This is a genomic window from Microcoleus sp. POL10_C6, assembly GCF_036701585.1.
In the GTDB taxonomy this organism is placed as follows: Bacteria; Cyanobacteriota; Cyanobacteriia; order Cyanobacteriales; family Microcoleaceae; genus Microcoleus.
In genome coordinates, this window is the sequence record NZ_JAUBRB010000084.1 from 1 (window position 1) to 20511 (window position 20511).

Here is a 20511-nt window from a genome sequence, read left to right on the forward strand (position 1 = left end):
TTGAGATTGCACTCACTTTTTTCACTTCTCTATTTTATTGCGATCGCATTCCTCTTTAAAAACTGTCCGGAGTATTGGTATATTAGTTATAGCTAAAAGCCGAGCTTGCGCTAAAGTTGTTAAAGATTAAAATTTATCGATAGCCTTTTATGCCTTACACTGCATCTACCCCAACAGACCCCAATCAACCCAACATCCGCAATGCCGACCACCGCCTACTAGAATTCACCAAGCTGACGCCGATGATGCAGCGGTATGTGGAAGTGAAAGAACAGTATCCCCACGCACTTTTATTGTTTCGAGTCGGAGATTTTTTTGAGTGTTTTTTCCAAGATGCAGTTACGATTTCGCGGGAATTAGAACTTGTTTGTACGAGTAAAGAAAGCGGCAAGGAAATCGGCAGAGTGCCGATGACAGGAGTGCCGCACCACGCCCTCGATCGCTACACTTCAATGTTAGTAGAAAAAGGCTATGCAGTGGTAGTTTGTGACCAAGTTGAAGATGCCTCGATAGCTGCTAAAGAAGGTCGCCAAGTCAAGCGCGAAATTACCCGCATTCTCACTCCCGGAACTTTGACTGATGACGGAATGCTCAAACCCAGACAAAATAATTTTTTAGCAGCAGTCGTCATAGCTGGGGAACATTGGGGATTGGCTTATACAGATATTTCTACGGGAGAATTCGTCACTACTCAAGCAGACAGTTTAGAACAATTAACCCTAGAATTGCTGCGCTTGCAGCCTTCGGAAGTCTTGATACCGACTAATGCGCCGGATTTGGTGACTATGTTGAGGCCCGGAGAGAAATCCGAGCATTTACCGGAGTGTTTGCCGAATTCGTTTTGCTATTCTTTGCGATCGCAAATTCCGTTTAGTTTGTCCGAAGCAAAACAGAGAATCCTGCAAAAGTTCAAAGTGCGATCGCTAGAAGGTATGGGATGCGCGCACCTTTCCCTCGCAGTCCGCGCCGCCGGCGGCTTGTTGCAATATCTCGAAGAAACTCAAAAGGAAAAAGCAGTTTCTTTGCAAAGATTGCACACTTACACTCTCACCGATTTTCTCATCCTCGACTACCAAACCCGCCGCAATCTCGAAATTACTCAAACAGTGAGAGATGGGGTTTTTCACGGTTCGCTGCTGTGGGCTATAGACAAAACCAGCACCGCAATGGGAGGCCGCGCTTTGCGCCGCTGGGTGCTGCAACCTTTGCTCAGCATTAAAGGCATTTGCGCCCGACACGACACGATTCAAGAATTAGTAGAAAATAACGCCCTGCGCCAAGATTTGCAGCAGTTGCTGCGGCAAATTTACGACATCGAAAGACTGACAGGCCGCGCCGGTTCAGGAACAGCTAGCGCGCGGGATTTGGTCGCTTTAGCTGATTCTCTCTCGAAACTGCCGACATTAGCCTCGATCGCAGCCCAAGGACGATCGCCCTATTTGAAAGCGCTGCAAAATGTACCGCCAATTCTAGAAGAATTAGCAACTAAAATTCACGCTCATTTAGTTGATGAACCGCCGATTCATTTAAAAGAAGGAGGTTTGATTCGAGCCGGAATCAATGCCATGCTAGATGAAATGCGCCACACTGCCTCAGCCGACCAAGAATGGATTGCAAATTTAGAAGCTACTGAGAGAAAACGCACCGGAATTTCTAATTTAAAAGTTGGCTACAATAAAGCTTTCGGCTATTACATCAGCATTACCAAATCGAAAGTAGACCAAGTGCCGAACGACTACACCCGCAAGCAAACTCTCACCAATGAAGAACGTTATAGCACTGAAGAATTAAAAGAAAGGGAGGTGCGGATTCTGACAGCGCGGGAAGATTTAAATCAATTGGAATACGATATTTTTGCTCAAGTGCGATCGGAGGTAGGAGAACACGCCGAAATTATTCGCAACGTTTCCCGCGCCGTGGCTGCGGCCGATGTTTTGTGCGGTTTGTCAGAAGTAGCAGTTTACCAGAATTACTGCCGCCCGACTATGACAGAAAGTCGGGAAATTAAAATTATTGAAGGTTGTCATCCTGTGGTGGAAAAGTCTTTGCCGCCGGGATTTTTTGTACCTAATTCTGCTTTTTTGGGTCGGGAAGAATCGTTAAACCGCCCAGATTTAATTATTTTAACCGGGCCGAATGCTAGCGGGAAAAGCTGCTACTTGCGGCAGGTGGGTTTGATCCAGTTAATGGCGCAGATGGGTAGTTTTGTGCCGGCGAAAGCTGCGAGTTTGGGAATTTGCGATCGCATTTTTACCCGCGTCGGTGCAGTAGATGATTTGGCAACGGGTCAATCTACGTTTATGGTGGAAATGAACGAAACTGCCAATATTCTCAATCACGCCACGCCGCAATCATTGGTTTTGTTAGATGAAATTGGCAGGGGAACGGCGACGTTTGACGGACTTTCGATTGCTTGGTCTGTAGCAGAATATTTAGCAACTGAGATTCGGGCGCGGACAATTTTTGCGACTCACTATCACGAATTGAATGAGTTAGCTTCTATTTTAGATAATGTCGCCAATTATCAGGTGACAGTGAAAGAATTGCCTGATCAAATCATATTTTTGCACCAAGTTCAGCCGGGCGGTGCTGACAAATCTTACGGAATTGAAGCGGGGAGATTGGCCGGTTTACCGCCGTCGGTTATTGACAGGGCGAGACAGGTGATGAAGCAGATTGAGAAACATAGCAAAATTGCGATCGGGCTGCGGAAAGGTGTTAAAAAAAATGGTCAAAAAGAGTGTGAGGGCGAACAGTTGGATATTTTTGATGATTGAAATTTCCGGTGGTAAAAAAAGTTTGTAGTAACTTCTATATTGCACCATTTTCAATAAACCTTTCAGGGGCGGGCAGGATGCCCACCCCACAAGAAAATTTAATTTTTGTGGCACAGGCATCCTGCCTGTTCTTGAGCATGGTGCAAGATATCAGTTACTACTTTTACAACAAACCAGGAACGCTGCAACAACTCTAACGTCCATTTTGCAACTTTCTTACCTCTTTGTGTACGCTCATCCCAATTTCTAGCGCCTCATTTAGCAACCGCCCGTATTCAGTCGCCCGATCGCTCACATCCACCGCCATCAAAGCAGCTAAATTACTTTCAATATTAGCAAATAGCTCGTAACGGCGACCGATAAACTGCTGATTTTCCCTGAGAATTTTTTCTGTTTTCAAAGCACAGACTAAACTTTCTCTAGTGATTTTTAATGCTTCAATTGCATCTCCTCGGTTAATTAAATTGGCTTGTAAATTGCCAGCATCCGTTAGGCGATCGATAATATCTAAAGCCTGAATCACCTCATGATACTTCTCAACTTCATCCAGCAGACCCGCCAGCGTTGCCAGAGGCTTGCCCTTAACCCATTTATAGATATTCCAAGCAACAGTAATCGCCAGCGACAAACCCAAAGTTAGTTGTACAACACGGACAAATATCTCTGAATCGCTAAATAAACCAACATAATGTTTATTAGCCAGTAAAGCAACAGGCAGCGAAACAACTAATGTCACGCAAAATATCAGCAACTCATTCACCAAAAGAGAAAATAGCTTTTTGCCGTCCCGGAGTGCAGCAGGTCGGTAAAAATCCGCTGCAAAACCGTCGCTCAAAGCTATTCCACTCAAATCCTCCAACTCCTTCTCAGAAATTTTTAACTGTTCCAAATCCGCTTGTATCACTCTTCAAAATCTCCTTTAATTGGGATTAATTACGATCCTCCCAGAGACATAATTGATTGCCACAGACTCGTATAAAAATTGCTTTCTCGGTCTCGGAACAGTTGAAAAGCCATTCCCGGCGACCCCAAAAACGGTCTCAGCGTCCATCCCAACTGAGTCCCAACAAACGCATAAAGTCCCAACCAAAAGCGCAAAATATTTAGCCTGATGTCTTTGCCTTCCGCATCTTGTTCTGAAAGAAAGTGCATTCCTTGATAAATGAAACTTACTCCCAAAAATCCTGTGATTGCCATGATAGCAACATTCAGCAACAGATAAAAATTGTAATTGGTACTGCTTATGAGGAAAAACAAACTAACAGGTGCAAATCCAAACAGCAAAACGCTAATCATCGCCATCGCTGTCATCAACAATGTCAAATACTGTTCAAAAGTTCGTTTAGAACCAAACATGACATTAAAAAAGTACAGTGTGGGAAAGCAGATAATCAGCGTCAGCAAGTAAAGTGCTGGCAACTTAATTGCTGAAACTAGACATTGCATCCACGTACTAGAGGCACCTAATATCGCTCCGTAAATGCCAAAAAATACGGTACTAGAAATCAACAAACCGAAAATTTTAGATTTGAGCTTGATACCTTGGCGAATTTCTTCGAGAAATTGTTGCCGTTCCCGCAGCAAATACATTACTACTGAAAAATATTTCACGGGCTCTCCTTGTGACTGATGCGACTCCGAATCAGTCATAACTCAAGCTGAGTTCGATCGGCAATCTTGTCAAACCAGGGTACTCTATGTTAACCAATTATTCTTGTAACCAGCTCACCACAAGCTCACAGGTGGAGGCGTTTTGAGAGATACTTACAAAGCTAAACGGCTCAAACTGAATACAGGTATGCTTTGTATTCAATTTGTATTCATTTGTCTCCAAATTGTCTCCACAAAGGGCGATCGGGTAGTCATTGGATACTCAGTTGATACTCAGTTTGGTCGTTCCGTAGTCAAATCTTAGTCATTTTGTATCCAATTTGTATCCAATTTCTAGTCAATTCGACCCCTCGACAACCCAGAAAATCAGCAATAAAAAACCTCAAACCGTTGATTTATCGTTGGTTTGAGGTTTTTTATAGAAGTAAGCGGGCAGCGGGAATCGAACCCGCATAGTTAGCTTGGAAGGCTAAAGTTTTACCACTAAACTATGCCCGCGCACAGAAACTAAACATACCACAAGTCTCTGGGGATTGCAATAGGTCTGTGCAAAAATTTTGAAGACCTCCCTCACACAGGCTGAATCGGGGCTGAATCGGGACTGGCCGGTCGATCGCCCCCTGGCCCCAAAAATCCCCGTCTCCCATGCTGCGTAAGACTTTACGGGTGGAAATAATCGTAAATTTGCTGCGCCAGACGCGGGCCAATCCCAGAAACTTCTGCCAACTGTTCGGGAGTCGCTAAACGGAGATAGTCGATCGACCGAAAATGTGCCAACAATTGTTTTTGTCGGTGGTGTCCCAATCCGGGAATTTCATCAAGGCGCGATCGCTTCATTCTCTCGCTTCTTCGATCGCGGTGAAAACTCACAGCAAATCTGTGCGCCTCATCCCGCACCCGGCGCAATAATTGTACCCCAGGCTGCTCAGAATTAGTTTGCAGCGGCAAAGATTCCCCCGGCAAAAATATCTCCTCTCGCTGCTTTGCCAAACTGACAACGCGCAACTCTTCTAGCAAATTCATTTCCCGCAAAACAGCCACAACTGCTGACAGTTGACCTTTGCCGCCATCTATCATAATTAAGTCTGGTTTGTCGGAAATAGTATGAGAAACCGAGGATAAATGGCTGATTTCTGCGGGTTCTTCTAAATCGCTAAATCCATCTTCCATCTTGGCTGCTTCTTCTTCCTTCAATCCTCGGAATCTGCGACCGATAACTTCTGCTAAACTAGCAAAATCATCAGAATGACCCGATTTAATTTCAGGATTTTTAATTTTGTAATGGCGGTAGTGCTGGTTGGCGGGCAAACCGTCAATAAATACGACGCGGGAAGCTACGGCGTCAGAACCTTGAATGTGAGAAATATCGTAACCTTCAATGCGGCGAGGAACTTCTGGCAAATCGAGAATTTCTGCTAAATCTTGCATTGCTTGAGAATTGCGATCGCTCAATCTTTGCATTCTCGCCAATTCATACTCAGCATTGCGTTCCACCATCTCAATCAACTCAGCCTTAGTTTGCCGCTGCGGCGTCAAAATCGTAACTTTTCGCCCCTTACGATTGCTCAACCAATCTGCTAATATTTCCGCTTCTGGCAATTCGTACTGCACTGAAATTTCGCTAGGAATTTCTACGGATTCGACATTTTGATAGTGTTCTTCCAACACCCGCTGTAAAATCGCTCCGGCCTCTACCCCCCCCGATTGTAGGAGCGGTGCCCCCATTCCCGCCCTGGGTTGGGGGGGTATTTCCGCCATAAATCCCAATCTTCCGACCAATTGACCGGCCCTAATTTGGAACAATTGAACGCAAGCGTGCTGGGTGTCAGCCGCAAGTGCGATCGCATCTCTGGAAACCGTATCGTCGGGCAAAGACACTTTTTGACCCGCACTTAAAGACTGCAAACCCTTAATTTGGTCGCGAATGCGCGCCGCCGTTTCAAAGTTTAAATCTTCCGCCGCTTGTTCCATTTGGGGCGCTAACAAAGCGAGTAATTCCTCAGTCCTTCCCTGGAAAATCATCGCTACTTTTTGGATGATTTTTCGGTATTCGTCCGGCGAAGTTAACCCTTGACAAACGCCAACGCAGCGGCCGATGTCGTAGTTCAAACAGGGACGGTCTTTAAACAGCGGTTGAGGGCGCTGCCGCAGGGGGAAAATTCGCTTAATTAAATGTAGCGTACTCCGCAGCGCCCCTGTATCGACGTAAGGGCCGTAGTAGCGGTCTTTTGCACTACCTGCGCGGCGTTTGCGGGTGATAAAAATGCGCGGGTATTCCTCCGACCAAGTTATGCACAAATAAGGATATTTTTTATCATCTTTGAGGAGGACATTAAAGTAAGGTTGGTGCTGTTTTACGAGGTTTGCTTCTAACGCTAAAGCTTCCGCTTCGGTGTCGGTGGCGATGAATTCAATTTCGCGCACTTGCTGCACCATCATCGCAATGCGGGGACTAAGATTTTGGCTTTCGCGGAAGTAGGAACGGACGCGGTTTCGGAGTTTTTTGGATTTGCCGATGTAAAGGATGCGATCGCTCTCATCGCGCATTAAATATACACCAGGAACCGCCGGAATTTCTTTGAGGCGACTTTCTAGGCGTTCCGAGTCTTTAACTAACGGCAGAGTTTTTGTGGATGGCATTGCAAGCTATCTCAGCAAAATAGAGACTGATTGTACACTCTTTTATTTTACCTTAATTAGGTCGATTTTGACTGCTGCTACCGTCGCCAAACCCACCGATTAAACTTGAGAATCAATTACAATATCTGAGATAAAAACTTGCGAGTGCGTTCTTCCTTCGGATTCTGAAAAAACTCTTCTGGCTTCGCTTCTTCCACTAAAACGCCACCATCCATCAATACAATGCGATCGGCAACTTCGCGCGCAAACCCGACTTCGTGAGTCACCACCACCATTGTAATTCCAGTTTGAGCCAAATTTCGCATTACATCTAACACTTCCCGCACCATTTCCGGGTCTAATGCTGATGTCGGTTCATCAAACAGCATAATTTTAGGCTGCATGGCTAGAGAACGTGCAATAGCGACCCGCTGCTGCTGTCCTCCAGACAACTGTCCGGGATATTTTTTTGCTTGTTCCAAAATTCCAACTCTTTCTAACAGTTGCATCGCCACTTCTTCGGCTTTTTTCTTCGGCCAGCGGCGCACCCATACTGGCGCTAGCATGACGTTTTGCAAAACTGATAAGTGGGGAAACAGGTTAAATTGCTGAAACACCATTCCTACTTCGCGGCGAATTGTCTCGATATTGCGTAAGTCGTGGGAAAGTTCGATTCCGTCGATCGTAATTTTACCTTGTTGGTATTCTTCTAAGGCGTTGAATGTGCGAATAAACGTCGATTTTCCCGAACCGGATGGCCCCATCACGACAACGACTTCACCTCGGTTGACGGTCATGCTGACACCTCGCAGTACGTGAAATTGTCCGTACCACTTGTGGACGTTTTCTGCTACGATTACTTGTTCTGGGGCTGTTAGTTGACTTTCCATATTTTTTTTATTTTTTAACCGCAGATAGAGGCAGATGAACGTTGATGAACGCTGATGAAAGTAGATGAGTTTTTAGCGCTGGCCTACTCCTAATGTTCGCTCTATTTTGCGGCTGGCTAGGGACATTGAGTAGCAAAATATCCAATAAATGATGCCGACGAATATGTAAACTTCGGCGTATCTGCCGATATAGGAAGGATTTGCTAAAACTGCGCGGGATATTCCGATTAATTCTAACATTCCGAATAGAGATAGTAGGGATGTATCCATGAATAATCCGATGAATTGACCGCCGATCGCCGGAATGACTATTCGCAGTGCTTGAGGCAGTACAATTAGAATTGTGAGTAGGGGTGTATTGAGTCCGATCGACCTTGCTGCTTCTATCTGTCCCCTGGGCACTGCCTGCAAGCCACCGCGCACGTTTTCTGCCAAGTATGCCGCACTAAATAACGTTAATCCAGCAATCGCTCTAATTACTCTATCCAATTTCGGATATTCGGGTGGCAAGAAGAGTTGCAGCATCACTTGACCTAAAAACAAAATGCCAATTAATGGTAAACCGCGAATAATTTCAATGTATAATGTTGATAACAGTCTTACAACTGGCAAAGAACTTTGTCTGCCGAGTGCTAGCAATACTCCCAAAGGAAAGGAAAGCACAATACTAATAACTGCTAAAAACAGCGTTAATACTAAACCGCCCCAATCATTTGTTGACACTTCGGTCAAACCTAACCCCCCTTTAATTAACCACAAAATTATGGGGAAGGAAAGAGCCCAAACTGCTGGCATCCAGCCCATGATTTTTGGGTGAATTTGCCTTCCGATGACATAGCTGGCGACGGCGGCGATAATAATTCCTAAGAGGTAGAGGCGAGAGGTTAGGTCGATCGGCGAAATGACCGCACCCACAACCGCAGCACCAAGTATAATTAGTAAAGGTGGATTCCAAAGACGTTCTTGCCGCTGAATGTTTCCCCAAGTTAATCCTCCCAACAAGGCAATTATGCCCGTTACTATCCACAGCCGCCAGTAGGATTCGCGGGGAAATCTGCCGGCGAAAAATAGCGGCAAGTTAGCTTCTAAAACGCGCCACTGAGCTTTTGTTGTTGCCCAAACGATAATTCCTTTAATAGTTTGGAAGGCGATAATTAGGCAAACTACCGTCAGAATGCTGTTGTACCAGGTACTAAATAAATTTTTGCGCGCCCAATTCCAGGGGGTAGGTGATTCGGTGGCTGGGGGCGGTAATATGGGGACAGTTTCCATATAGCGGTTTTCAATCCTATGACGTAGAGTAACAACCAGTTATTTTATTAACCCGCGTAGGCGGGTTTTGCTTGTATAGACGCGATTTCCAATCGCCAAAGCTAAAAAAAATCCTACTTATTTTCGCCGATTTATCCAATCTTCTCCACCTGGTAACTGACTTAAATGCTGGGCTAACACTGCGGGTAAATCTTTGGCGGAATGGATATAAGTCAAGGTCAATAACCTCACAGCAGTTTGAATAATCAGGTTTCTATCCATCATCTCTGCAAGTTGAAATTGAGTATAAACACCATTCAATACTTCCTCCGCAGCCTCTGCAATCGCATCCTCAATCACCTCCTCCTCTATAAAACTCTCCCATTCATCAGAATTGATGTAGTAAGATGTTTTATTATCTTTAATATTTGCCTTTTTAATTTCTCTGATTGCATTGCGAATCGAACTTGCCCAAGAACCAGTTAATCGCTGTTCAACTTGATTTTTAATTAAGTGAATCAGCAAAACATTTAAAAAAGATTGGATTTGTCGCAAAATTGCCTGTTTGCTCATTCCATCTAACTCATCGACTATTGCCAAAGCATCCGTATACCTTCCTTCCAATATGCTCTTTCTAAGAGCAATTAATTCTTGTGTCATTTTATCCACCTCCAATTTGATACTAGCAAGCCAAAGATAGTTGTGACTTATTTATTATTGCTTAATCGTGAATTCACAAGTTTTAGTTACTCGGTCTAAGCTAAATTTACTCTAAGCCATTGGACGCGATATCCTTTTATTCCAATTTAAATAGATTTAACCTCAACTATTTACCTTTCCTTAATTTGTACAGTTTTATTGTACCAATTCATGAACAGAGAAACTATCAAACTAATTGTTAGGTATGTTACCATGATAATTAACATTGCTTCGATCGCCCGACCGGTCTGATTCAAGGTCGGAGACCCCACCACAAAATAAACGTCGGGATAAGCAACCGCAACCGCTAAACTCGAATTCTTAGCTAAATTCAGATACTGACTGGTTAAAGGCGGCACAATCACCCGCAAAGCTTGTGGCAAAATTACCATCCGCATCATTGTTCCAGACTTCAGCCCTAAAGACTTTCCCGCTTCCCACTGGCCTTTCGATACTGATTGAATTCCGGCGCGGACAATTTCGGCAATGTAACTGCCAGTATACAAGCTGAGTCCTGTCACCAAGGCTGCAAATTCAGGAGTTAATTTTAATCCTCCTTCGAGTTGCAATTCTGGTGTCAGGCGGGGGAAATCTAGACGAAAAGGCAGATTTTTGGTGATAATAAAAGCTAAGATTGCACTCAGCCCGATCGCACCTAGAGCCCAAAACCACTGTCTTCCCGGCTTAGCTTCTTCCAACATCAGCCGCGCCCGCCACATCCACAGCCCCGCCGCCGCCAAAACTCCGACTGTTAGCAAAATCAACCAAATCTCAAAACCCGGCAAAGCCACAGGCCAAGGTACAGCAATGCCGCGATTTGTCAAGTAAATCGGCCCCCTCATCTGCTGATTGTCTTCGAGTTTTGGCAGGGAAATGAAAACTGCAAAATACCAGAAAAATAATTGCAGCAATAACGGCGTATTTCGCAAGATTTCCACATACAAACCAGCCAAACTTCGCAGCAGCCAATTGTCGGAAAGGCGCGCAATTCCTACCGTCAAACCCGCAACTGTGGCGAAAATAATGCCGATACCCATCACCCGCAGTGAGTTAATTAAACCGACAAAATAAGCTTGTCTGTAACTGTTTTCGGGACTGTAGGGAATCACGCTTTCGCCGATGTCAAAAGATGCTTGGGAATTGAGAAAGTCAAATCCAAATGCAATCCCTAGTTGCGAGTAATTGGCACTGAGATTGTCCCAAAGAATGGCGATAACAACTATTACTAAAATTAGGGCGATCGCCTGTACGACAATTTTCCAGAAGCGATCGTCCCGCAGCAGTTTTGATATATCTTTAAAATTGGGCAATTTCTGCGATTTGCCCGGTTGAGGTTCTGGATTCATAACTGTTTAATGTAGAGCGAACTATACCTAACTTTAGCCTGCCTAAAATATCTTGTAGGGTGCGCCTAACAAGCACCTTAAAAGTCGGGTAAGCGCGGAGTACCTTGCTGTCTAAAATATCTTGTTGGTTAACTGTTAACAGTCAACAGTCAACAGTTAACAGTCAACAGTCAACAGCCAACAGTCAACAGTTAACTAAAATTAGCGGAACGGCGGCGAGTAAAGCAAACCGCCATCTTTCCAGAGTCTGTTTTGACCCCGTTCTAACTTGAGTGTACTTTTGGGGCCAAGGTTGCGATCGTAGATTTCTCCGTAATTCCCGACTTTCTTAACAACGCGGACAGCGTAGTCGTTCGGGAGTCCCAAACCTTTACCTAAATCTCCTTCTGTTCCTAGCAAACGTTTGACATTCGGGTCTGTAGTGCTTGCCACAATTTGGTCTACATTTCCTGAATTAATTCCCAAATCTTCAGCTTCAATCGCCGCAAAAACGATCCATCTCACCGCGTCAGACCATTTAGGATCGCCGCTTTTTACCGCAGGGGCTAACGGTTCTTTTGACATCACGATCGGCAAAACAACATTATTCTCGGAATTCGGCAGAGTTGTCCGCTTAGAAACAAGTTGCGATCGATCGGCAGTAACACCTTGACAGCGACCTTCTTGATAGGTAGCAAAGGTAGCATTCACATCTTCAAACACCACAGGAGTGTATTTAATTCCTAATTTTCGCATTTGGTCGGACAAATTTTGTTCGGTGCTCGTACCTGTCTGCACGCAGATAGATTTGCCCGCAAAATCTTTTAAACTTTTGATGCCACTATCTTTTTTGACCATGATACTTTGAGAGTCATAAAAGATCACCGGGGCAAATTCCAGTCCGGTAGTGCTGTCCCGACTCGCAGTGTAGGTGGTATTTCGGCTGAGAATGTCGATTTCTCCCGCCTGCAAAACTGTAAATCTATCTTTAGCGTTGAGTTTTCGGTACTCGACTTTTTCCGGGTCGTCAAATATTGCCGCCGCCACAGCCCTGCACACATCCACATCCAGTCCCGAATATTTGCCTTTTTCGTCTACAAAGCTAAAACCCGGCAGTTCGCCGCTGATGCCACAAATCAGTTTGCCGCGGCTGACAATTGTATCTATCCGGCTGGAACCTTGTTGCGAGTTGCCACCTGCCGCAGTTGTTGCTGTTGTTTGTCCGGTTTGTGCCGATCGATCCCTACAAGATGCCAACGGTGTCACAAATAACACACTTGCTAGTAGCAGAAATCCCCATTTACGCATAAATTTTAATAGAACGCTTTCCTGACAATCCTACCTTGTAGCTGTCAGAACTGTGGCGATCGGCGATCTACACAGCTTCCGGTTTCAAATTAGCCGTTCTGCATCCGGTGCTGCACTGCGGCAACTGCACCGACTACCCGCCTGTTTTTTTTGAGCAAACTGGGAGCCCAGAGTTAGAAACCCGGTTTCTGGCTGGAGGCCTGGTCGTCAAACCTAAGATTTATCCTTGAAACCCGGTTTCTTTTCTGCTATTTCTGCCCAGCGCAAGGGCTCATCGCCTTTCCCTGGAATATTTATCCGATTTTGATTGAATCCGCTCACAGTAGCTCTGGGGCTAGCCGCTGCTCAGCTAAATCGCGGATTAGGGAAAGCCGAGACTGGATGTATTCGTCCAACAAATCTGCTTCTTTGCCATTAAGCGCAGAGTTCGTCTTTAACTGCTTTAGCAGCCACTGTACCAAGGTCGCATCGTCTAAATTGACTAACAGAGTAGCTTGGGTGGTCTCAATTAATGACCAAAGTTGGCGTAACATGACTGGAGTCATAAAACCTCGTTGAGCGTAAATACGCACTTAATGGGCGGGGATAGCGAAAAGCGGGTCTTGGTGTCTCAAGCCGATCGACGAAAAGCACCCTTAGAGCGATCGGCTTAATGATTATTTTATATTTGACCACAATAACTTAAGACAGTAGTGTCACAAGTTACAACACACAAGATGTTATAAGAGTTCCCAATTCCTTCACATTGAGATAAACATCTTGATAAAAGATTAACAATCTTTACACGCGCTCGCTCGCGGGGGCTGCCAAGAGCTGTCCGGGATCGGCTCGATAGCCCGGTTCAAAAGAAAATTGATTGATTACTCAGCCGCCACCAACTTTTGAACCCTCGCCAGAATTATTTCTAATTCAGCGATGATTTTTGTAGCCCCCTCCAAATCATTTGATTCGGCCACACTTTGAAGCTGATCTGCCATATCGGGCATTAACCGCACCGCCGCCGTAGCGCTGACACCTTTAATTTGATGAGCGTAGCGGGCCAGTGTCTCCATCTCTCCCGATGCTATCGCCTCCTTAGCAGCTTCTAAATAACTAGCAGTATCCACCACAAAAGCTTGCAGTATTTCCCGCTCAAACTCTAAATCAGCGCCCGAAATTTCGTGCAAACGTGCCATATCGATTACCGATTCGATATCGGGCTCAGAGTTTGGAAGTTCCTCGCCATTAAACTTGGGAGTTTCAATTTTTAGCTTGGCCGACCAATTTTCTAGTACCGATTTTAACTTTTCGATCGAAATAGGTTTGCTAATATAATCGTCCATGCCCGCCGCCAGACACTTTTCCCGATCGCCCTTCAAAGCATTCGCCGTCATCGCAATCACCACCGTCTTTTGATGTGGCTCCATCTTCCCAGCAGCAACATCTCCCGCTTCCCGGCGGCGCAATTCCCGCGTTGCTTCGTAACCGTCCAAAACCGGCATCTGACAGTCCATCAACACAATGTCATACTTTTTCAGAGCAATCATAGATAGGGCCTCTGCGCCGTTATTCGCGACATCCGCCGCGCATCCCAACACTCTGAGTTGATTCAGACCAACTTTTTGATTAATTGGAGTATCTTCCACTAACAAAATCTTTAAACTCCCTAACTGCCGGTTGTCAATAGCTGAGGCTCGATTGGAGGTTGGATTTGCCAGCGGCTCATCAATCAGCGTACTCGGGGCGATCGCATTCGCCAAGCAATCAAATAGTCGGTGAGCTTTAACAGGTTTAGTTAAATACCCGCTAAAACCGCTATCTACCAAGCGTTTCGCCTCTGCAAGCTGAGTCATTGAAGTCAGCACCACCCACTTTGTCTGCTGCATTGCAGGCTCAGAAATCCTCAAGCGTTCGAGACTTCCCGCCACCATTTCCGGCAACTGAATATCAACCAAAACGATATCGTAAGGGCAATTAAGGCTGACAGCTTTGTACAGAGATGCGATCGTCATCCAACCGTTCTCAACCTGCTCAACCTCCATTCCCCACAAAACAGCCATTCTCACTAGCACTTTTCGCACTGTCGGCTTGTCGCTGGCAACTAACATTTTTCGCCCCGCCAGCACCGTTTCAAAATTCACTTCGCACGCTGTGCCGACAGCAGTTGAATTTTCCGCAACTGTCGGCACAGTAAACCAAAAAGTCGAGCCTTTGCCAGGTGTACTTTCCACACCGATTTGCCCACCCATCAACTCCACCAACTCCTTAGAAATAGCCAGCCCCAAACCTGTGCCACCATATTTTCTTGTCGTAGAGGCATCAACTTGAGTAAAAGATTGAAACAGCTTTTTTTGGTCTTCTGGAGCAATCCCAATTCCTGTATCTATGACTTTAAACAGCAAGAGTATCGACTCACTATTTTCTATTTTTACCGATTCGATATTCTCTAAAATTTTCTGATTATCGCTGGCTGCCAATGACTCAGGATTACTAGCATTAGCCACCTCAATCACTACTTCTCCTGCTTCTGTAAACTTGATAGCATTGTTGATCAAATTAGTGAGTATTTGCCGCAACCGTGCTGCATCACCTTTAATTTGCAGCGGCACGTCGTTGTCAATCAGTGCCACCACTTCTATACCTTTTTCTTGTGCGGGAGTTGCCAACAAATCCAGCACTTCATTCACACAGATACTGAGGTTAAATTCTAGTATTTCTAAGCGCATTTCTCCGGCTTCCAGTTTGGAGAGATCCAGAATATCATTAATGATGGAGAGTAAATTTTGACCGCTGAGTTTTAGCGTCTGTACAAAGTCAAGCTGTTCGGGAGTAAGATTTGTTTTCAGCAGCAAATCAGTCATCCCCATCACTCCATTCATCGGAGTACGGATTTCGTGACTCATATTTGCTAAAAATAGCGACTTCATTCGAGATGCTTCTAGGGCTGCTTCTCGGGCCTGCTGCGCTTGTTCAAAAAGAGTAGATTGCTGAATGGCGATCGCCAACTGCACGCTCAACCTTCCCAGCAAATCCATCTCAGAATCAGTCCAAACACGCGGAGCGCTGCACTGATGGGCAATGAGCAATCCCCACAACCGATTTTGACTCGTTTCCAAACTCCTTTCCGGAAGTTCAATGCGAGTTTCCGGCGAATATTCTGCTGCCAACCCCTGACTTTCATCGCCTATAAAAATTGGTACAACTAAATTAGCCCTTACCTGCAAACTAGCAAGTAAATCTCGGTGTTCCTCGCTCAAATTGGCCGTATAAATATCTGCCATTGTTTGAATAGTTCCTGCACTGTACAGCCATACAAAACTTTCCCCAAAGGACGTTCTTTGAACTTTTCTGCCCAGCAGGGGCATCCAATCATCCCCTACAGATTCCACCACCACAATCGCTGTTTCCTCAGAATCAAAACGATAAATTACCGTGCGGTCAGTTGCCAGCAACTGCCGCACTTCGTGTACAGCAGTGCTCAGAGTTTGAGTGAGGTTGAGAGACTGACGGACTCGCTGGGCGATCGCCGAAACCAGCCGTTCTTGTTCTGCTTGTTCCCGCAGCATTCTCTCAGCTTGCTTGCGTTCGGTGACATCGCGAATTACCGCAGCAAAGCACAGCGGTTCGGTGGTTTGAGGGTGCTTGACCAGAAAAGCATTCATCACAACATCAATGGGTTGTCCGTTGCCCAAGTGCTGCATTTGACCTTCGCCTTGCCACTGGCCATGACTGATAATTGTTGGTAAAATCTCTTGACTGAATTTCTGTTGAAAATAGGGCCCAATATAATCCCAAATCTCCGTATAAAGCACTGCCGAAAGATTCTCTACACCCACCAGTTTCCGTCCGGCTTCGTTGACAAACAGCGTTTTGCCTTTCAAGGTAGCCATACCGATAAAATCGCTGCTGTTTTCAATCAGCGACACAAATTTTTGCCGTTCTTCTTCTCCTTTTTTGCGTTCGGTAATGTCGCGCTTGACGCAGACATGACAAATTACATCGTCGGCGTTGTTAATCACAGAGTATGCCGCAACGTCGATCGCCAGCGTCTGGCCTTTTTTAGTGGAGTTAGTAATTTCGCCCCGAAAACTTCCTGTTTTTGCTAAACTTTGGGCAATTGCCAAAAAGCGATCCCCCGCCACCAGCGGCGAAGCTTCTGCTTCTAATTCCGCGTCTGTGTATCCTAGAAGCGTTTGGTGAGCAAGATTTTGTTCGACGAAAAACCCGTCAGCATCGATAATGACGATCGCATCATTGGAGTTTAAAAATATTTCTCGGTAAAGCTTTAGTTTTTCCTCAGCTCGCTTGCGTTCGGTGATGTCTCTTTTGACACTTACATAACAAACGACATCCCCAGCATCATTTAAAACCGCAAAAGCCGAAACCTCCACCTCAACTATTCCCATTTGCCCAGCCTTAATACAAGTCATTTCGCCTCGGTAACTCCCCGAAGTGGCCAAGCTTTGCAGCACCGACGCAAATGTCTGTTCTCCCATGTGAGTGGCAGGCGTTTTTCCCCACAATTTTGACGCGCTGTGACCCAGCAAAGCCGTGTGAGCTTGATTTGTTTCTAAGTAATAGCCTTCGGGGTCTAAGATCGCGATTGCATCGTTGGATTTCAAAAAGATTTGTTGATAAAGTTGCAGCTTCCGTTCAGCTTGTTTCCGGGCGCTAATATCCGTGAACAAGCCGTAGTAAACTATCTCCCCCGATGCTTGGAATTCTGGCTGGGAAGCTCCTTGCACCCATTTAAGTTTTCCTGACGGAGTGACAATTCTTCCTTCCCACCGCCAAGGCTGCAAATTTTCAGCAGAAAGCGTCACCGAGTTAAGAAAATCATCTCGATCTTCGGGATGAATCATGTCAACAATTACATTAAAATCCTGCTGAGCAGCCTCTGGTTCTATTTCATACAATTCTCGGCAGCCCGCGCTCACAAACGAGAAGGCCATCGAGCCATCTGGACGTAAGTCAATTTGATATACCGTACCCGGTACGCTAGCAGTAATTTTTTGCAGTTTGGCTTGGCTTTGATTCCTGGCTTCCTCTGTGGCCTGCAAAGGATTAATCTCTCTAGAAAAACCCAAAACCCCAAATATATTACCCTCTGCATCGCATAGCGGCAGTTTTTGCGTATCAAAGACGTGCTGTTTTTCGCCTTCAAAGACGATCGCCTGGTAGGGATTGCGAACCCTCTCCCCAGCCAGCACAGCTCGATCTTCCTCGCGGATGCCCCTAATTGAGTTGTTGCGATCGCCAAATACTAATTCGGCTGAAAACCCTAATTCAATATCATCTTTGCCGATAATTTCCTCAACATTTTTCCCCACATATTCAGCAAAACTTTGATTAACAAAAATGTATCTAAAATTTCTATTTTTAGCAAAAACTCTGTCCGCAGCAGCGTCCATTACAGCCCGCAACAATAGTTTTTGACTTTCTGAATCCAGAGCACAATTATTTTGAAGTTTATCCTTGACAAGGGTCGGTTTAGCTGCTAGAGTATTTAACTTTTTTGCACAAATTTGAGCTACTGTGTGGAGCAAACAAAGGTGTTCCAAATTAAAAACATTTGCCTGCTCTGCACCAATGAAAAATACTCCCAATAATTCCTCACTTTCATCCGGGTTGGCTGGTGCCATCAAGACCGACTGAAACTGAGCCATTGGTGCCGGAGCGATGTTGTGCGCCCAGTCCCGATTGCCAGCAAGCCATTCAGCGCGAGCAGCTTGCAAGCGCCCTTCCATTTCGGATCGGGTGCTAGCAGTTAAGGGCTGTAAGTGTTGCAGGTATAGTCGATCGTCCGGTAGGGTCAAAATGGCGATCGCCGCGCCAGGAATCAGGCGATCGAGATATGCCAGACACGCAGACCAAATTTCATCAGCACTGAGACTGGCTTGAACTTTTGCAGTAAGTTCGTTGAGAACTTGCAGTTCCAAGGTACGCTGGCGGACTTGTGCTTTGAGGCTGGCGGCTAGGATTTGCATAGTGCTCACCACACTGGTTTGCTTATATTATAATTATTGATTTTCAAATTTTTGTAAACAATCATCTTAAAATATATCCGACGAAAAGACAACGGTTTTATATTTAAATTACCTTCACGCGCTAAAAAACCAAGGCGCGATCGGGAGCAAAGAGACACTGCTCAATGCAAGCTCTCGCTCCCGCTGCGACTTAACATCACACCTAAAGATAGATGCAATATCCAGACTTCCGTGGCTTAAACCAAAAAAAATTAGACCAAAGTTCAAACCCTGAAATTCATCTGTAGAGTCAATCAAAAATCGAAAATCGAAAATCAATGGACGGTGAAACTAGCCCATTAAAATCACATTATCGATCACATGGATCACGCCGTTATCAGCTTCGATATCCGCAGCGACAACTGTAGCATTTTTCACCTCAAAACCGTCAGAACAATCAATTTTAATCGGCGAACCTTCCAAGGAAGTAACAAAACCGAGTTTTGCCAAATCAGCTTTCATAAACTTCCCCGATACGACGTGAAACATCAAAATCCTAGTCAGTTGGGGAACGTTCTGCACTAGGGTGGTGATAGTTCCCGGCGGCAATTTCGCAAAAGCATCGTCAGTGGGTGCAAAGACAGTGAAAGGGCCCGGACTTTTGAGCGCATCTACTAAATTAGCTACTTGCACGGCTGTTACGAGGGTTTGGAACGAACCCGCACCTACGGCAATATCAACAATATCAGGCATTGTGTTTTACCTCATCTGGAAAAAAGTTCTATTAAGTATCGTAAACTGAGGCGGGCAACAATACCTACTGTCTTTTTTGAAAAATTGGTAATTATTTTTTAGTGAGGACTTCAATCCTCACATTTTTGATGAGGACTTCAGTCCTCACTACAAACCTAATAATATAGGACTTACGCATGGGGGCCCAGAAACTGGGTTTTTTACGAAAATACTGCGTTAAAACCCGCAGATTACGTAAAAAACCCAGTTTCGAGGAGTCGGAGTGCGTAAGTCCTGTAATAGTTATTTTACCAGATATAATATTACTAACCGCTTGGCAATTTAACGGCGCGGTGCTTTTAAATTGTTACAAGACTGCTGGCGATTGTGATACCAAAACCTCTGTTTGTAAATCTGCTACTTCAGCATTTAGGTTTTCTCCCTTGTGAATGCTAAAACTGCCGTACAAAATTGAAATTTCAAAAATGTCTGTATGAATCAAAGCTGCTTTCCGGTGCGCGTCTTCACCCAAATGAAAACCAATCAAATCAGCTTCAGGATCTTTGACATCTTCAGGATGGAACACCTCCCAACTGATGTCTCGGCAGTCATGAAATACTATGCTATAAGGCAATCGATCGCCTGTCGGATCGTAAATACATTCAAATAAAATTTCATTCCCCCACAAAGACACATTGACATTTGTGATCAGGGATGTAAGTTCGCCTAAATTAAGCAAGTTGTAGTCATCGGGCATATTAATTACTCACTTTTTCTCCAGTATTGTGCGTCCCAGGAATCTTATTGCCAAATTCATCGCGTGTTTTGACCAAGCTGCCATCTTTGTCAAGACGCAAACCTTTGTTTATTTTTCGGCCATCTGAACCGTATCTGGGAGCTGGGGTGCGTACCACTTCACCATCAGGACGGATATTGACTCGCGAACGATCGGCAAATTCGTATTCAAGATAACCCCCTTCAGTAGTTCTGATTTCTGCACCCAATCCGCGCAAAAAGTCATCGACTTCTTGGCGAGTCATGCCGGTTAAGTCTCCAAACTCAGATGCAATTCCATTTCCTCCCACTCCCTGACTCGGCACGCAAGTCTCCTCATCAAGCATTGCTGATAAGAGTTTAGCACAGGTGGAAAATGGGAAAAAGGAAGTTTGGCAACGAGCAATGTACGGGATGTAACGGATGGATGGATCGATGGATATCGAAGAAGGAAGAATCATTCCTCAAACTCCCCATGCCCAATGCCGTATTTTGCCAATACCTAGGGTTTGCTGAATAATTGATCGCAGACCACTAGCAGGAGCGATCGATATATTCAAGGTGAGTTAAATATAAGTTT

The 20511-nt window shown here is 45.1% G+C and carries 14 protein-coding genes and 1 tRNA gene; 1 reads left to right on the plus strand and 14 read right to left on the minus strand.

Features of this window, described 5'->3' with window-relative positions:
* Positions 1 to 149: 149 nt before the first annotated feature.
* A complete protein-coding gene (mutS, locus tag QUA34_RS27810; RefSeq protein ID WP_333390435.1) occupies positions 150 to 2777 on the plus strand; it encodes a DNA mismatch repair protein MutS in 2628 nt (875 codons plus the stop codon).
* A 193-nt stretch (positions 2778 to 2970) separates the two neighbouring features.
* Here mutS and QUA34_RS27815 read toward each other — a convergent pair whose 3' ends face one another.
* The 14 genes from QUA34_RS27815 to QUA34_RS27880 form a co-directional block, all read right to left on the minus strand.
* Entirely contained in the window at positions 2971 to 3681 is a 711-nt protein-coding gene (locus QUA34_RS27815; protein WP_333390438.1) for a hypothetical protein, read from the minus strand.
* Positions 3682 to 3710: 29 nt separating this feature from the next.
* A complete protein-coding gene (locus QUA34_RS27820) occupies positions 3711 to 4388 on the minus strand; it encodes an actin-binding WH2 domain-containing protein (RefSeq protein ID WP_333390440.1) in 678 nt (225 codons plus the stop codon).
* A 427-nt stretch (positions 4389 to 4815) separates the two neighbouring features.
* A tRNA-Gly gene (locus tag QUA34_RS27825) sits at positions 4816 to 4886 on the minus strand.
* Between the two features lie 162 nt (positions 4887 to 5048).
* Positions 5049 to 7028 carry an excinuclease ABC subunit UvrC gene (uvrC, locus tag QUA34_RS27830; RefSeq protein WP_333390443.1) on the minus strand — a complete coding sequence of 660 codons (1980 nt, stop codon included), beginning with the start codon at positions 7026 to 7028 and terminating at the stop codon, positions 5049 to 5051.
* A 116-nt stretch (positions 7029 to 7144) separates the two neighbouring features.
* On the minus strand, positions 7145 to 7897 hold the full coding sequence (locus QUA34_RS27835; protein WP_333390445.1) for an amino acid ABC transporter ATP-binding protein: 753 nt from the start codon (positions 7895 to 7897) through the stop codon (positions 7145 to 7147).
* 72 nt (positions 7898 to 7969) lie between these two features.
* On the minus strand, positions 7970 to 9169 hold the full coding sequence (locus tag QUA34_RS27840) for an amino acid ABC transporter permease (RefSeq protein ID WP_333390448.1): 1200 nt from the start codon (positions 9167 to 9169) through the stop codon (positions 7970 to 7972).
* Positions 9170 to 9286: 117 nt separating this feature from the next.
* The gene (locus QUA34_RS27845; RefSeq protein ID WP_333390451.1) at positions 9287 to 9808 is read right to left on the minus strand and encodes a DUF29 family protein; all 522 of its coding nucleotides are present in this window, start codon (positions 9806 to 9808) and stop codon (positions 9287 to 9289) included.
* A 170-nt stretch (positions 9809 to 9978) separates the two neighbouring features.
* On the minus strand, positions 9979 to 11193 hold the full coding sequence (locus tag QUA34_RS27850; protein WP_333390454.1) for an ABC transporter permease subunit: 1215 nt from the start codon (positions 11191 to 11193) through the stop codon (positions 9979 to 9981).
* A gap of 201 nt (positions 11194 to 11394) precedes the next feature.
* Complete coding sequence (locus QUA34_RS27855; protein ID WP_333390457.1) at positions 11395 to 12480, minus strand: amino acid ABC transporter substrate-binding protein; 1086 nt, start codon at positions 12478 to 12480, stop codon at positions 11395 to 11397.
* A 317-nt stretch (positions 12481 to 12797) separates the two neighbouring features.
* Positions 12798 to 13025, minus strand: coding sequence for a hypothetical protein (locus QUA34_RS27860; RefSeq protein ID WP_015178453.1), 228 nt, complete (start codon positions 13023 to 13025; stop codon positions 12798 to 12800).
* Positions 13026 to 13340: 315 nt separating this feature from the next.
* The gene (locus QUA34_RS27865) at positions 13341 to 18446 is read right to left on the minus strand and encodes a PAS domain S-box protein (protein ID WP_333390459.1); all 5106 of its coding nucleotides are present in this window, start codon (positions 18444 to 18446) and stop codon (positions 13341 to 13343) included.
* 330 nt (positions 18447 to 18776) lie between these two features.
* Positions 18777 to 19178 (minus strand): fasciclin domain-containing protein, encoded by a 402-nt coding sequence (locus QUA34_RS27870; RefSeq protein WP_006634220.1) that lies wholly within the window; start codon positions 19176 to 19178, stop codon positions 18777 to 18779.
* 346 nt (positions 19179 to 19524) lie between these two features.
* A complete protein-coding gene (locus QUA34_RS27875) occupies positions 19525 to 19914 on the minus strand; it encodes a hypothetical protein (RefSeq protein WP_333321472.1) in 390 nt (129 codons plus the stop codon).
* 1 nt (position 19915) lies between these two features.
* Complete coding sequence (locus QUA34_RS27880) at positions 19916 to 20392, minus strand: hypothetical protein (RefSeq protein ID WP_333321470.1); 477 nt, start codon at positions 20390 to 20392, stop codon at positions 19916 to 19918.
* Between the last annotated feature and the right edge of the window lie 119 nt (positions 20393 to 20511).